Annotated in this window: 7 protein-coding genes, 2 tRNA genes and 3 rRNA genes; all 12 read right to left on the bottom strand. The window is 50.0% G+C overall.

The window, feature by feature from the left end; translation table 11 throughout:
• Positions 1-179: 179 nt before the first annotated feature.
• Positions 180-295, bottom strand: a 5S ribosomal RNA gene (gene rrf / locus ACPXXB_RS05020).
• Between the two features lie 147 nt (positions 296-442).
• Positions 443-3,661: ribosomal RNA gene (locus ACPXXB_RS05015) — 23S ribosomal RNA — on the bottom strand.
• 411 nt (positions 3,662-4,072) lie between these two features.
• Positions 4,073-4,148 (bottom strand) — tRNA-Ala (locus ACPXXB_RS05010).
• 571 nt (positions 4,149-4,719) lie between these two features.
• Complete coding sequence (locus ACPXXB_RS05005; protein WP_423910067.1) at positions 4,720-5,004, bottom strand: hypothetical protein; 285 nt, start codon at positions 5,002-5,004, stop codon at positions 4,720-4,722.
• Between the two features lie 10 nt (positions 5,005-5,014).
• A tRNA-Ile gene (locus ACPXXB_RS05000) sits at positions 5,015-5,091 on the bottom strand.
• 350 nt (positions 5,092-5,441) lie between these two features.
• A 16S ribosomal RNA gene (locus tag ACPXXB_RS04995) occupies positions 5,442-6,986 on the bottom strand.
• Together the 16S, 23S and 5S rRNA genes with 2 tRNA genes alongside form the textbook arrangement of a ribosomal RNA operon.
• Positions 6,987-7,318: 332 nt before the next feature.
• Complete coding sequence (locus ACPXXB_RS04990) at positions 7,319-8,299, bottom strand: hypothetical protein (protein ID WP_423910064.1); 981 nt, start codon at positions 8,297-8,299, stop codon at positions 7,319-7,321.
• Positions 8,296-9,378 carry a VWA domain-containing protein gene (locus ACPXXB_RS04985; protein ID WP_423910061.1) on the bottom strand — a complete coding sequence of 361 codons (1,083 nt, stop codon included), beginning with the start codon at positions 9,376-9,378 and terminating at the stop codon, positions 8,296-8,298. Before ACPXXB_RS04985 ends, ACPXXB_RS04990 begins: the two co-directional genes overlap by 4 nt.
• Entirely contained in the window at positions 9,378-10,157 is a 780-nt protein-coding gene (locus ACPXXB_RS04980; protein ID WP_423910059.1) for a MotA/TolQ/ExbB proton channel family protein, read from the bottom strand. Before ACPXXB_RS04980 ends, ACPXXB_RS04985 begins: the two co-directional genes overlap by 1 nt.
• A 182-nt stretch (positions 10,158-10,339) precedes the next feature.
• Positions 10,340-12,400: an SUMF1/EgtB/PvdO family nonheme iron enzyme gene (locus tag ACPXXB_RS04975; protein WP_423910056.1), complete on the bottom strand. Its 2,061-nt coding sequence runs from the start codon at positions 12,398-12,400 to the stop codon at positions 10,340-10,342.
• A 9-nt stretch (positions 12,401-12,409) separates the two neighbouring features.
• Positions 12,410-13,996, bottom strand: a complete 1,587-nt coding sequence (locus tag ACPXXB_RS04970; RefSeq protein WP_423910053.1) for a hypothetical protein — start codon at positions 13,994-13,996, stop codon at positions 12,410-12,412.
• Positions 13,996-15,249 carry a hypothetical protein gene (locus tag ACPXXB_RS04965; protein ID WP_423910050.1) on the bottom strand — a complete coding sequence of 418 codons (1,254 nt, stop codon included), beginning with the start codon at positions 15,247-15,249 and terminating at the stop codon, positions 13,996-13,998. Before ACPXXB_RS04965 ends, ACPXXB_RS04970 begins: the two co-directional genes overlap by 1 nt.
• Positions 15,250-15,261: the final 12 nt, after the last annotated feature.

Genomic DNA, 15,261 nt, shown 5'->3' with positions numbered 1-15,261 from the left:
ATGAACAATTGCCTGGCAGTGTCCTACTTTGCGCATATCATCCTGATACGCGTCCTGCGGACTCGCTTCGCTCTCGAAATTTTGCTCCCGGCAAAATTTTCACATTCCATGTTCAAGTAGACACATAAACTATCTTAAACAAAAACCGACCGCAAGGACCGGCTTTTTTGTGTTTAAATGCCTGGCAGTGTCCTACTTTCACATGGGGAGGCCCCACACTATCATCGGCGCAAAGCGTTTTCACTTCTGAGTTCGGGATGGGATCAGGTGGTTCCCGCTTGCTATTGCCACCAGGCAAACTGGTCATAAAGCAGATTAAAACTGCTTTATATGTTTTGCGTATCAACAGTCATCAGACCGTTAATACAATTTAGGGTAGTCATCGGCGCATATACTGCTTTTGCCGCATATAACTATTCGAGGTCAAACCTCTTGGGGTTATACGATCAAGCCTCACGGGCAATTAGTACTGGTTAGCTTCACGCATTACTGCGCTTCCACATCCAGCCTATCAACGTTGTAGTCTTCAACGACCCTTCAGTCCGACCACCCGAAAGTGGCCAGAAGGGAGACCTAATCTTGAGGGGGGCTTCCCGCTTAGATGCTTTCAGCGGTTATCCCGTCCGTACATAGCTACCCGGCAATGCCACTGGCGTGACAACCGGAACACCAGAGGTACGTCCACTCCGGTCCTCTCGTACTAGGAGCAGCTCCTCTCAAGTCTCCGGCGCCCACGGCAGATAGGGACCAAACTGTCTCACGACGTTCTAAACCCAGCTCGCGTACCACTTTAAATGGCGAACAGCCATACCCTTGGGACCTGCTACAGCCCCAGGATGTGATGAGCCGACATCGAGGTGCCAAACACCGCCGTCGATGTGAACTCTTGGGCGGTATCAGCCTGTTATCCCCGGAGTACCTTTTATCCGTTGAGCGATGGCCCTTCCATACAGAACCACCGGATCACTAAGACCAACTTTCGTTCCTGCTCGACGTGTCTGTCTCGCAGTCAAGCACTCTTGTGCCTTTACACTAACCGCACGATTTCCGACCGTGCTTAGAGTACCTTCGCGCTCCTCCGTTACTCTTTGGGAGGAGACCGCCCCAGTCAAACTACCCACCACACATGGTCCCGGACCCGGATAACGGGCCTCGGTTAGGGCCCCAAACAAGCAAGGGTGGTATCTCAAGGGTGGCTCCACAGAGACTGGCGTCTCCGCTTCAAAGCCTTCCACCTATCCTGCACATACTTGTTCAGAGTCCAGTGTGAAGCTGTAGTAAAGGTTCACGGGGTCTTTCCGTCTAGCCGCGGGTACACTGCATCTTCACAGCAAGTTCAATTTCGCTGAGTCTCTGGTGGAGACAGTGTGGCCATCGTTACGCCATTCGTGCAGGTCGGAACTTACCCGACAAGGAATTTCGCTACCTTAGGACCGTTATAGTTACGGCCGCCGTTCACCGGGGCTTCGATCAAGAGCTTCGCCCAAGGGCTAACCCCATCAATTAACCTTCCGGCACCGGGCAGGCGTCACACCCTATACTTCCTCTTGCGAGTTTGCAGAGTGCTATGTTTTTAGTAAACAGTCGCAGCCACCTCTTTATTGCAACCTCCCTCGGCTCCGAGCGCAAAGCCCTTCACCTACTAGAGGCACACCTTCTCCCGAAGTTACGGTGTCATTTTGCCGAGTTCCTTCACCAGAGTTCTCTCAAGCGCCTTAGGATTCTCACCCCGCCCACCTGTGTCGGTTTGGGGTACGATCGAATATAACCTGAAGCTTAGAGGGTTTTCCTGGAAGCATGGCATCAATTGCTTCGCGCTAATAAAAGCGCTCGTCATCACGCCTCAGTCTTAACGGATGCCCGGATTTGCCTGGGCACCCAACCTACGCGCTTAAACCGGGATAACCAACACCCGGCCAATATAGCCTTCTCCGTCACCCCATCGCAGTTATATTCGGTTCAGGAATATTAACCTGATTCCCATCGACTACGCCTTTCGGCCTCGCCTTAGGGGTCGACTCACCCTGCGCTGATTAGCATTGCGCAGGAAACCTTGGGCTTTCGGCGTGCGGGCTTTTCACCCGCATTATCGCTACTCATGTCAGCATTCTCACTTCCGATACCTCCAACATGCCTCACGACATGCCTTCAACGGCTTACGGAACGCTCCCCTACCATGCTACCCAATCCGAAGATGTGGATAGCATTCGCAGTTTCGGTACACACCTTGAGCCCCGGTATATCTTCCGCGCGGACCGACTCGACCAGTGAGCTATTACGCTATCTTTAAAGGATGGCTGCTTCTAAGCCAACCTCCTGGCTGTCTGAGCCTTTCCACATCGTTTCCCACTGAGATGTGTTTAGGGACCTTAACTGGCGATCTGGGCTGTTTCCCTCTCGACGACGAAACTTATCTCCCGCCGTCTGTCTCCCGTGATTGCACTTTCTGGTATTCGGAGTTTGCAATGGGTTGGTACCGCTAGATGCGGCCCTAGCCATGACAGTGCTCTACCCCCAGAAGTGAAACACGAGGCACTACCTAAATAGTTTTCGGGGAGAACCAGCTATCTCCGGGCTTGTTTAGCCTTTCACTCCTAACCACAGCTCATCCACTCATTTTTCAACATAAGTTGGTTCGGTCCTCCAGTCGGTATTACCCGACCTTCAACCTGGCCATGGCTAGATCGCCCGGTTTCGGGTCTAATCCCAGCAACTTCATGCTAATAAAAGCAACGCCCTATTAAGACTCGCTTTCGCTACGGCTCCCCCATAAAGGTTAACCTTGCTACTGAAATTAAGTCGCTGACCCATTATACAAAAGGTACGCAGTCGCCCATCCGAAGACAGGCTCCCACTGCTTGTACACATACGGTTTCAGGTTCTATTTCACTCCCCTAACAGGGGTTCTTTTCGCCTTTCCCTCACGGTACTGGTTCACTATCGGTCGATAAGTAGTATTTAGCCTTGGAGGATGGTCCCCCCATGTTCAGACAGAGTTTCTCGTGCTCCGCCCTACTCGATTTCACCCGGCCACTCATTTCGTATACGAGACTATCACTCTCTATGGTGCAACTTTCCAGTTGCTTCTACTACAAGAAGTCGGGCTTAAGGGCTGTTCCCCGTTCGCTCGCCGCTACTAAGGGAATCTCGGTTGATTTCTTTTCCTCCGGGTACTTAGATGTTTCAGTTCCCCGGGTTCGCTTCGCACGCATTATGTATTCAGCGTGCGATACCTGACCACTCAATCATTCTGATTAAACTGGGTCTTAATACGCTGTAACAAAAGTGTTTTCATGCGTCTATTTCGTTTTAACTTTTGTTCACGTAATTTGGCCACTCGCTTGTTGACATATGACTCGTAATACACGATACGCCAAGATTTCTCTCGCGCAGATGATTTTTTCCTACATTATGCGCTTCCAATCCAGCATTTAAATCGGAACTATAACCAAGATAGAAATCATCGTCATCATCCACATTTTGTAAAACGTAAACGTAATACATTGTTTCAAAATAATTGAGTGGTCAGGTGGGTTTCCCCATTCGGAAATCCCTGGGTCAAAGCTAGTTTGTCAGCTTACCAGGGCTTATCGCAGACTACCACGTCCTTCATCGCCTCTTATCGCCTAGGCATTCACCGTATGCGCTTTTGTGCTTGATCATATAACCCCAAAAGGTCTTAGGTTTATCTAACTTCAATAAACTAATTTATCAAAATAACCTCTCAAAGTTACATTTAGCTTGAACTCTCGAAGAGTTATGCAACATAAAAATGCAAAATATAAAAATATTTATAAAAAAAATGTACGGAGTACATTGTGCAACGTACATTTTGGTACCCGCGCTTACGGAATTTGCCGTAGTGCATTCAAACTTCAAACACACATAATAATGTGAATAACATTAACAAATTCGCGCTTGCGCGCGCCTTTGACTACCCTAGTTGTAAAAGAACAAAGTCTATATCGTTTGATACAAACCGCAAGTTATAAACGCAAACCAATGAGATTCATCAGTTTGCGTTTATAACTCTGCAAATCAGTCATGTGCCAGCCACAAACACAAACAAGGCTGGTGGAGCCAGGCGGGATCGAACCGCCGACCTCCTGCGTGCAAGGCAGGCGCTCTCCCAGCTGAGCTATGGCCCCGCTACGGAAATTTACTTATCGGGCTTCAACTGGCTTTTGGCCGGTGATTGTAGAACGCTACAAAAACCGCAAACGCCACTACTACACCACAAAGCACTATAAATTGCCAGTTCATCACAAATCTCCAATAAACCGCCAGATACTGAAAAACAGATTTAAGTATACTCCCAAAAGCTATGCAATTACAATAGCCCCCGCTACAAAAATAGTTCAATTACTTGCAGACAAATACAGATCAACAAGCCCACCAACGGTAACCACTATCGTACCGATGAACATCATTAGCAGTTTGGACCTTTAGGGCGATATCATCCCTTAGCTCATCAATTTTCGCCATTCGTCACTACTCTTTGTGAGCTCAAACCAACCGCTAAAACCCGCTTGCGGGTCAACCACCAGAGACTCTCGCGTACACCATCCTATCTGTGCTATGGCCCAGAACCAACCATCATTCCACCCGCTTCCCTAAGCAATTTGCTCTATGGATAGATATTGAATCCACCATATCCCAGTGGGCATCAGTTAAAGAATCTATCCCACCGCCAATTATGCCACCGAATACCACATTACCCTAGGCCATCTCACCTCGGACCGGAGAAACCCTTTGCGTAATCACGCTGTCACCATCTTGACACACGATGTTCAAATCATCATCGCTGTTCTTGAATATCACCGGGCCTGGTGCCGTAAAAGGCCAACTGCCCTTTTTATTGCTGGCAGTGCACTCGATAGGCTCTCCGCAGTTACTTACCGTCACTTGCAAGGTATCCGTAGTCCCTTTTGTTATGGTGGCACAACCGGACAACAACACACCAAAAGCCACACCTAAAAACCCTATTACCTCATGTTGAATCAATATTGAAAAATGGTGGGTCTGGGAGGATTTGAACTTCCGACCTCACCCTTATCAGGGGTGCGCTCTAACCCACTGAGCTACAGACCCAAATTCATTATATCCAATTCGGTTAGAGCGGTCGAAGCGACCTCGCCCCCATTTTATCCACGGGTGCGCGCTCTTAACTGACTGAGCTACAATCTGTGCACAGAACGCATAATACGCTCAACCGCTGTGGATTAATTACGGTCACTGAATTTAAAAACAATCATTGTCGCCTTTATCACAATAAGAAGAACAATGCCATTCATGAAGAATAACCCACCCGTCCCGGTTAACACAATCCCGACGCCGAGTATGGCGCACACCGGAAAGCAATCTATCAGCATCCAAGTTGAGTTTCATTTTAAAACCAAGCAAATTGTGTGGACGCTCCGAAACGAGAATCTCTATTTGGTTTAGGAGGTGATCCAGCCCCAGGTTCCCCTAGGGCTACCTTGTTACGACTTCACCCCAGTCATGAACCATACCGTGGTAATCGCCCCCCTTGCGGTTAGGCTAACTACTTCTGGTACAGCCCACTCCCATGGTGTGACGGGCGGTGTGTACAAGGCCCGGGAACGTATTCACCGCGGCATTCTGATCCGCGATTACTAGCGATTCCGACTTCATGGAGTCGAGTTGCAGACTCCAATCCGGACTACGATCGGTTTTCTGGGATTGGCTTGCTCTCGCGAGTTCGCTGCCCTCTGTACCGACCATTGTAGCACGTGTGTAGCCCTACCCATAAGGGCCATGATGACTTGACGTCATCCCCACCTTCCTCCGGTTTGTCACCGGCAGTCCCCCCAGAGTCCCCGCCATGACGCGCTGGCAACTAAGGGCAAGGGTTGCGCTCGTTACGGGACTTAACCCAACATCTCACGACACGAGCTGACGACAGCCATGCAGCACCTGTCAATCAGTTCCCGAAGGCACCGAGTCATCTCTGACAAGTTCTGATGATGTCAAGGGTAGGTAAGGTTCTTCGCGTTGCATCGAATTAAACCACATGCTCCACCGCTTGTGCGGGCCCCCGTCAATTCCTTTGAGTTTTAGCCTTGCGGCCGTACTCCCCAGGCGGTCAACTTATCGCGTTAGCTGCGCCACTAAAGGATCAAGTCCCCCAACGGCTAGTTGACATCGTTTACGGCGTGGACTACCAGGGTATCTAATCCTGTTCGCTCCCCACGCTTTCGCACCTGAGCGTCAGTATTGGTCCAAGAAGTCGCCTTCGCCACTGGTGTTCCTCCACATCTCTACGCATTTCACCGCTACATGTGGAATTCCACTTCTCTCTACCATACTCTAGTTCGCCAGTATCGAATGCAATTCCCAGGTTGAGCCCGGGGCTTTCACATCCGACTTAACAAACCGCCTGCGTGCGCTTTACGCCCAGTGATTCCGATTAACGCTTGCACCCTCCGTATTACCGCGGCTGCTGGCACGGAGTTAGCCGGTGCTTCTTGTATTGGTACCGTCAAGACACAGGGGTATTAACCTTGCGCTTTTCTTCCCAATTGAAAGTGCTTTACAACCCGAAGGCCTTCTTCACACACGCGGCATTGCTGGATCAGGCTTGCGCCCATTGTCCAATATTCCCCACTGCTGCCTCCCGTAGGAGTCTGGGCCGTGTCTCAGTCCCAGTGTGGCTGATCATCCTCTCAGACCAGCTATAGATCGTCGCCTTGGTAGGCCTTTACCCCACCAACCAGCTAATCTAACGCAGGCTCATCCAACAGCGACAGCTTTCAAGAAGAGGCCATCTTTCCCCCGTAGGGCGTATGCGGTATTAGCTCGAATTTCTTCGAGTTGTCCCCCGCTGCCAGGCAGATTCCTACGCGTTACTCACCCGTCCGCCACTTGCCACCAAGAGAACAAGTTCTCTCGTGCTGCCGTTCGACTTGCATGTGTTAGGCATGCCGCCAGCGTTCAATCTGAGCCAGGATCAAACTCTCCAGTTAAGTTTGCTGCTTCGTAGACCGAAGTCCTTGAAGCTTTTAGATGCGGAAAATCAACGCTTTACAGCATTAACTTATCCATACTGGATGAGAGATTCTGACGAATCGAAGCGCCCACACAATCTGCTTGATTTGGTTGTGAAAGAACCGGGATTTGGGCGGTTGCCTAAATCCAGGAGCGCAGATTATACGTGCTCAAACCACTCCGTCAACAACTATTTTCACTATTTTCCGGAATTTTTCCATTTTAGGTCTGTTTTCTTTGAGGTTGTTTTCATAATTTTGCCCGGTGAAATCAACGCGCGATGGGGAAATGGCGCAACCCAAGTACCATTTCAATCATTGATTCGGTATTCGGACTCGACGATGGAGGTTTTGTCTTTCAGCCCAAGCCCGACAAACGCGCCGCGATTGCGGCGTGTGACTTCGCGCATTAACGTGGCAAATCGGTCCGCAATACCGCCTTCCGGCAGAAATCCAATGCCGTGAATTCGTGCGCTAGGTTGGCCTGTTTCAGGGTTGAGGTTCAGGCTTGAAATAGTGCTCAACACCGGGTCATAGGATGAGCCGGTGTAGTCGTCGCCGAATATGTAAATGGCAAGTTTATCGGTACGTTTGGCGTAAGTTTCCAGTGCCTTCTGCAATCCTTCCACCGGGCTGCTGTTGGAAAAACTTGTCCAATTTCTCATCAAAGACAATACTGACTTTCTTCTGCCTGGCGTGTCGGGCATCCACTTTCGGGCATAGCTTTTCAACAAATAAACACCATTGTCATTCATAATCTGAAATCCTTTCACTTTTGGGTGAATGTCAAGAACATTTTCCAGTTCACGAATAACACGCGGCCATATTTTTTGCATGCTTCCGGAAGTGTCTACAATAAAAATGATGTAATTGCTGTCCACTGGAATGCCACCCACCTTGACCACTTCATCCGTCGTTGCTTTTTTTGGCACCTCGTTTTGCGCCTCCACCTCGGTTTGTATTTTTAATATCTTCGCTTTTGCCCGTCGTTCGGCAAGCCGTTGCTGTAACCGGGCCAGGTTGGAATTGGGCGCCTCCAGCTCCCTGCTCTGGGTTTCCAGTTCGCTCACTTGAGCCACCAATCGATCGCGTTCTTGTTGTGCAGCGGTCTTGCTTTTTTGTTGCGCGGTGACATCCTGTAACAAATTTTTTAACCGCTCTGTATTCAACACGCCGCCCACTACATCCGTTTTTGACAAAAGCACGAGCAACACCATTGCGCCAAAACCACAACAGATCACGTCGAGGAAGGATATGCCGAATATTTCACTGTTTCTTCTATTGCGTTTCATGGCCACGACCCTGCCGGGCTGACCATCATGCCCGTGGTGGTTGCAGCCCAAAGCCAATAAGCGTACGGCGCATCCGGGTCGCCTTCGATCGGCATCAGTACTGTATTGACTGTAGCGGAAACACTCGAAAAAGATTGAACCGCCGAGTAAAACAGTGCTATCCGGCATTTGCCGGACACAGTGGTTGTTTTGCTAGTGACAACACCGCAGCTCTTAAATCTTTGCAGCGCAGAGAGATTGCCCAGTCCTTTGGTGGGCAGGCTGTCAGTAATGACATAGAGGTCCGTGGGGTGAACGGCACTGGTTTTAATCAACTCCAGCGCCGAATGGAGATTGGTCGCATTGTGGGGATACAGGTTTTCCAGGGCCTGGAACACGGTTGAACGAGCGCTCGCATCACTGCCGCTTAGCCATTTCTTGTCCAACAGGAAATCCGCTTGGTCGTTGTAATTAATAACCATATACTTGCTGTTCTCAGGAATCCGATCAATAATCCACTGCGCTACCGCAATCGCTCGCCGCCACTTCGGCGCGGATTTTTTGGCGGCGGTATCGGCTACCTTGATTTTGACAATGTCGAGCAGGCGCTCATCCGCCATGGATGCGCTGTTATCCAGCAAAATCAAAATACGTTTTCCAGCCACGCGCAACCCAAGCAAGTGTTGTTCGTTCGATTTTTGTTTATTCGATGGCGAAGTCTCTTGCGCCAGCTCAGCGCGTTGTTTTTGCTGCGCCAGTTTTTGCTCCATGCCGGCAATTTCTTTGGTTAGTTGGATGAGTGCCTGCACGGTTGCGCCGGTCTCTTCATCCTGTTGCTCCGCGCGCTGCATCCGCTGCTGCAATTTTTGTTTTAGTTCTTCGGTCTGCGCCGCCAGCGTGCTGCTGTTTGACTCAAGGGTTTTAACCTCGTCTTGAATACTCGCCAGATCGGCGCGCAGGGCGTTCACTTCTGTATTTGGGTTTTCAGATTGATATTTCACCAGCATAAAAATCAAGATGATGGCGCCTAGACCACAGGCCATAATATCTAAAAATGCCAGATTAAAGCCTTCTGGCCTGCGTCGTGACCACCAGCGCATTAATTTTTCTCGATTCGATTTAACAAAAATTCTTCACAATACGCCCGGGTGTCCACTACCAGTTTATCTTGCAAGCGCTGTAGTTCATGCAAAAGAAACATCAATAAGATGCTGATAATCAAAGCGACCAAGGTTGAATTGAAAGCCACGCCTAGACTGTTTGTCATTCCAGAAATATCGCCGGCAAGCGCCTGGTCCGCCTGGGAGAGCGCTTGTCCAATGCCGCGCACGGTGCCGATAAAGCCGATGGACGGGATCGCCCAGATCAAATATCTGATCATGGAGTTCCCGGATTCTATGCGCGCCGCGAGCGCCTCGACGCCGGTGACGATTGCATCTGAGGTGTTTTGCACATCCTGGGTGGCGACATAACGGCGCGCGGCAGTGCTTAATGTTTTTATCAGCGGCGCATTGCGGGTGTCGCGGTCCTCGATCTTTTCAAATTCGCGCAAAGCCGATTGCATTTTTTGCATGGTGCTTTCATTCACATCCATCTCGTGGTCCTCGGCGATGAGTTCCATATTAAAAAGATAACGATGTCTGGCGATGGTGTAGCATTTATCCAAAATAAGATAGATGCCCCATAACATCAGGATAATGCAAATTTCTTGCTCATAATCCTTCAGGATAACCGAGAGCGTTCTGGTAGCCGACTGCCCTTGTTGTTGCGCCAAAAGCAAAGCCTGTTCAGCATGAGGCCTGATGACAGATAAATAAAACAGATGTACGCCCGCAGCGCTAACCACCAATGCGCCCGCAGTTTTAAGCAAATTCGGCATTGTTCCTCCTAGATATCAACCGGAAAAGTAACCGGACTGTTCAAACTGACAGAATAGGGTTTCCCATCAGCAGTAGCATCAAACACGATGGTTTGAATAAGCAGTATTGCGCCGCTAAGCGTAGCTAATGCAAGCCAAAAATGCGTTGTTTCATGGTCATGGTTTTTACCCTCAGCTAACTATTACTCTTGCCCGTATAAGTATCGTGCTATACGAAAACCGACATTATCACGCCCCCGCAACAAACCCTCCCGAAAGCTGGAGCGCAAGCCGATTATGGATGCCGAACGAAAGTTTGCGCCTTTAATCACCCAGCCATTGCCCCGGCCATCATTATGCCGTCCACCGAAAGGGTTGGTCTCAACCTGCCCGGCCCTGGGTGGCTGCAAATCGTAAACATCATGCACCCACTCGCTAACATTTCCAGCCATATCATATAGCCCAACCACATCCGCGGTAAACGAAGCCACTGGCGCAACACCGGCGAAGCCGTCATTATATCGGGGAATATATTTCGGCACACTTCCCTTCGCGCTTTGGTCGGCAAAATTACCACTGTTCTTGGGGATGGTGGTTTCATTGCCCCAAACAAATCGGGATACCTCGGAGCGGCCTGCAATTCGTGCCAGCCATTCCCATTCCGCTTCGGACAGCAGGCGATAGCCGTCGGCAGTGGGATCAAAACTGTGCAGTTGTCCATCGACAAACTTATACGCCGGTTGCAGCCCATCCTGCGCGCTCATCCAATTAGAAAAACCCGCCGCATCCAGCCACGACACATTGCGTACCGGATGTTTTTTGCCTGCGACTTGAATCGGTTTATAGTTGGCAAACTGTTGCTCGGTAATTTCGGTGATACTGACATAAAATGACTTGGTTAGATTGACCTGCCGTTGAAATTCGTTGGCGCGTCGAAACTTTTCGTTGTTTGGCGCACCCATCGTAAAGCGCCCCGTGGATTGCGTGCCGGATTGAATACGAGGATTAAAGAATTTCATTTTAATATCAACGGCGGCAGTCAAAAAAGGAGTCGCCTGTGATAATCGTGCCGCTAATTCGGTCTTAAGTTCTTCATCAATCAACAACCGGGCAATAGCAGTCGGCGTTACCAGCAGTTCCGCCGTTCGGTATCCAAAACGCATAAGGATGATTTTTTGCGGTAGCGCTTGCAGACGCAATGTCTGTGGAGTAGCGCCCATCGCCTTGCCGTTTATAAGTATGTCGGCTGACGGTGTGCTGCGAATGACAACTTCGCCGATTTCCTTTTGCAACTGAAAGGAAATTTCCGTCTGTTCGTTTGATTTGTTCTTGTTTGATTGGGGCAATACTTCTTGCGACTGCAGGATGTAACCCGGTTTTTCATACTGAAGCGTATATTTTTCCCCCGCAACCAGCGACAACGGGGAGGCTGCATTGGTTGCCACGCCATTGACGCTCAAAACGCCGTCGGCAGGCGATGCCTTGATTCGCACTGCGGTTCGGTTCAATTTGAGTCGGTAATTCCGCTTGATCTCTGTCAGTCTGTTGGTGATGGCGATGTCTTCTTCAATATTTTCATACCCGTCCAAAATAACTTGCGTGCGATACAAACCGCCCGGTACTGCTGATATTTGAATTGGCGTTACCCCCTTATTGTCACCATCAATCACGACCTGCGCGCCTTCTGGGTCGGAAGTGATGCTGATATTACCGGTGACCGGCACCAGGATTAGGTGGCGGGCAAAGTCTTTTCCTGTTTGCACCTCGATTTTCAACACTTCCGGTTGGTGGAATTCGTTATTGACTTCAATGCTTATCGCGCCCGGTTGCAATGCTTGCGAGAATCGCTCAGCGGTGGCGGCATAAACACCATTGACGCGCCATCTGGTTTGTGGAAGCGGCGGTTCGGTGGTGATGACAACGCTTACCGGCGCTTCCTGCATTTCAATAGTCAGATGTCTTGCGCCTTTTTGGAAATCAAGGTCCACTGCTTGGCTAATAAATCCGGGCGATTCAAAGCGCACAGTTGCTTGCCCGCCAAGCAGGTATACCGCATCAAAAAGCACCAACCCAACCCCATCGGACACAGAGACAGAGGCATTATTTGCGGCCAACCGAGGCGCGATACGAAACGAGACGCTATGCGCGAAGTAAGCCAGTGGCAGGACGACCGCAAACAACAAAATTCCCCCGAACGCGCTAAACATCAACTTTGCTCGAAAACCTTTCTTTGCCGTTTCCAGTTTTTGTTCAAGCCCGATCATATTTTCATGTCAAATTTTTTCATCGCAGACAATGGTAACTTCAAGCGATGGCGTCCCCGGCACAATGTCAAGCGTAACCAATTTGGACTTGTAACCGGAACGCGAGCCTTCAAAAACGCGCTTCCCGGGGCGCAGCCGAATCGTGCGGCGTGCGGTTTTCCCAACCTGCCCTTCGCCGCGCACGACGATATACGTCTTATTATCGGACACCACAACCACATCCACTTCGGTTTTGTATAAATCCACCTTGCGCGTTAATTCGACATGGATTTTCTGCAGCCGTGGACTCGCCCCGACAACAGGCTTGACTTCGCGCAAATACGCGGCAACGGAATCGAGAATATTTTTATCTCCAAGTCGTTGCTCCCGGGCAAGCATGCCGCTGATTTTCTGCGTGATCTTGACGACTTTCTGCACGGCATGATAATTGTCGGTGGCCGTTTTGGCATTCGGTTTCACTTTCCGAGCGCGCCCGAAACTCTTGGCTGCCGCCGGCCAGTCATCGCGTTGCACCGCTTGCTCGCCGAGGGACATTTGTTCTGCAAATTCCCGCTCCGTCTGCGCCTGTTGCAATCGATTTTGCAAAGGTCCGAGTGCCTTACTTGCCGGGAGGATAGTTTTGGCCAAGGCGATCTGTTTTTTTGCATCTGCTAAATTACCCGCATCCAAGGCATTTTGTGCTTTGCTTAATGCGCTGGAAAATTGTTGTTGTCTCAATTGTGTCCGTAATTTTTCCAGACGCGATTTAATCTGACCACGAGATGGGTCAATTGATAAAACTTTTTGCAACGCCACAACTTCTTTTTCGGGTCGATTCTCGTTTTCAGCAACACCGGCCTGTCTCAATAAATCCAGCACTTGCGGCATTACCTCGACCCTCTTCTGCAAAGCCAGCATTTCTGAGTCGGCCGGACTCATGCGCAACGCCTGTTGTATGGCTTTTTCCGCCTCTGGTGCTCGATTATTCTCAAAAGCCTCTTTCGCTTCGCGTTTCGCCGTCGCCAGCCGACTGACATATTCCGCCGATGCCTCCGCCGCCATCGTGCGCGCCTGTTGCAAACCCTCCCGCGCAAGCAAATATTCGCCTTTGGAAAACAATTCAATCGCGCGCGCTTTCAGGTCGGCCAGTTCGGTATGCGTTTTCGCATCCCAATACTGCAACCGTATTTCATCGATTTTCGGTTCAACTTCGTTTTCATATTGCGCCAACTGTTGCATAAACTGTTGGCGAAAAGCCGTAGTGTCAGTGCCGGCCGCGGGGCTTTCAGTGGGTTGGGTTGCCTCGGTAACATTGTCCGGCGGCAGCCCAGTGGTGTCGCCGACATCGGCGGCCGGCCGTTGCGGGCTTGACTCCTCCGCTTGCTGCAACTGGGGCCGTGCGCGATCAAGTTGCCAGGAAATATCTGCCAAGCCGAGAAACTCAAGCAACTGGGGCCGTGCGCGGTCAAGTTGAATCGCCAAATACACAAAAGCAACCACAAACAGCACCGCAAAAATCGCCAACACACTATAGCCAAAAATCTTTTTTTTTCTCGACTGGTGGGATTGCACCTCCGCAAGTTTTTTTTCCAACACGCCTGGGGACATGCTATCCACTACAACTGTTTGGCCGGCGTGACTTCTAAATCATAAATCTTTTTCAGAAATGCAATCCACTGTTTATACTGTTGCGCGGCGTCACCAACCAGATCAGCCGTTTGATTTTCATATTCGACAACTTGCGGCGCAATTTCTATATTGATTGACTGCCCAAGTTCAGCCAAAGCCTCACGGTGGACTTTCATCTCCGCCCTGGTTTGGAAACTCTGCCCCAAAACTATCGCGCCACCAATGATCGCACCCGTTGCGGCCACCTCCGTTGCAGCGTTATTATTGGAATCCGCTGCCGCCACCGCGCCGGCAACAACTAATAAACCACCCAGAATCCCCTGCACCAGGGCCTTTTTTTTTGCTTTCCTGGCGGCTTTCACCTTCACCAAACTTTGTTGTTGCCAAACCAGATAACTGTCATCCATTTTTTGGTCAAAATCGGTGTAATGGGTTTGCATTCGGTCAATGAACAGTTGATCGCGCACACGAATTGGCTTTATCCGCTGCAACGCAGGGTCATTATCCGCCGGTACGGCCGCTAAATCCACGCGCCTCCCCTCTGCTTTTAGATACCTGGAAAAAGTTTCCTCGGACAAACTGCTGCCAAAACGAATTTCCGATATAAGTTGTAGCCTCTTCAGTTCTCCGGACTTGCGCTTGTTCAACTTTTTAACGATATACGCAGCCGCTTCTTCGAACACCGGAGCATAGGGATCTTTTCCCTTGTTGCGAATGTTGCCGTGAAACCCTTCTTTTACGCGGTGCGTGAAATCTTTGGTGAACCACTGTTTGCCGGAAATATCCACAACAGTGATATTTATTTTCACATCTTCCCCGTTGGATTGAATAATTTTCCCGACAACATACAAATCGCCTGTGGCTGTCGAGTTCGGAACAACCCTTACCGCACCAAAAGCATGGGTATCCTCAAGCGCCGACTTCATTTTCAACGCAAAACGATTTGACTCGGCGCGCCGCAATTCCGCAAATATGCCTTGTTTTTCCCAGGTATCGCGGTCCTTCGGCAGGTTGGGGTCAAACACCGGCACCGCCACATCAATCTTCGGCAAATTGCCGTTGACCGAGAGCGTGCCGGTATTGCCGTAATCGGAAGAGAGAACTGGGCCAACACTGGGAACACTTGTTATGCCACCGGATGTGGTAGCACAGCCGCTTAATACGGCTGCGCCAACAAACAAAAAAATGCAATACACGCGCTTGATTTTTCTGTTCCAGGCAGTTCGGTCGAAGTGTTTCATTTTTCTCTTTGT

Source organism: Candidatus Spongiihabitans sp. (genome assembly GCF_965237845.1).
Lineage (GTDB): Bacteria > Pseudomonadota > Gammaproteobacteria > Arenicellales > Poriferihabitantaceae > Spongiihabitans.
The sequence above is the reverse complement of the archived record's forward strand: the minus strand, read 5'-3'. Positions and strand labels throughout refer to the sequence as shown.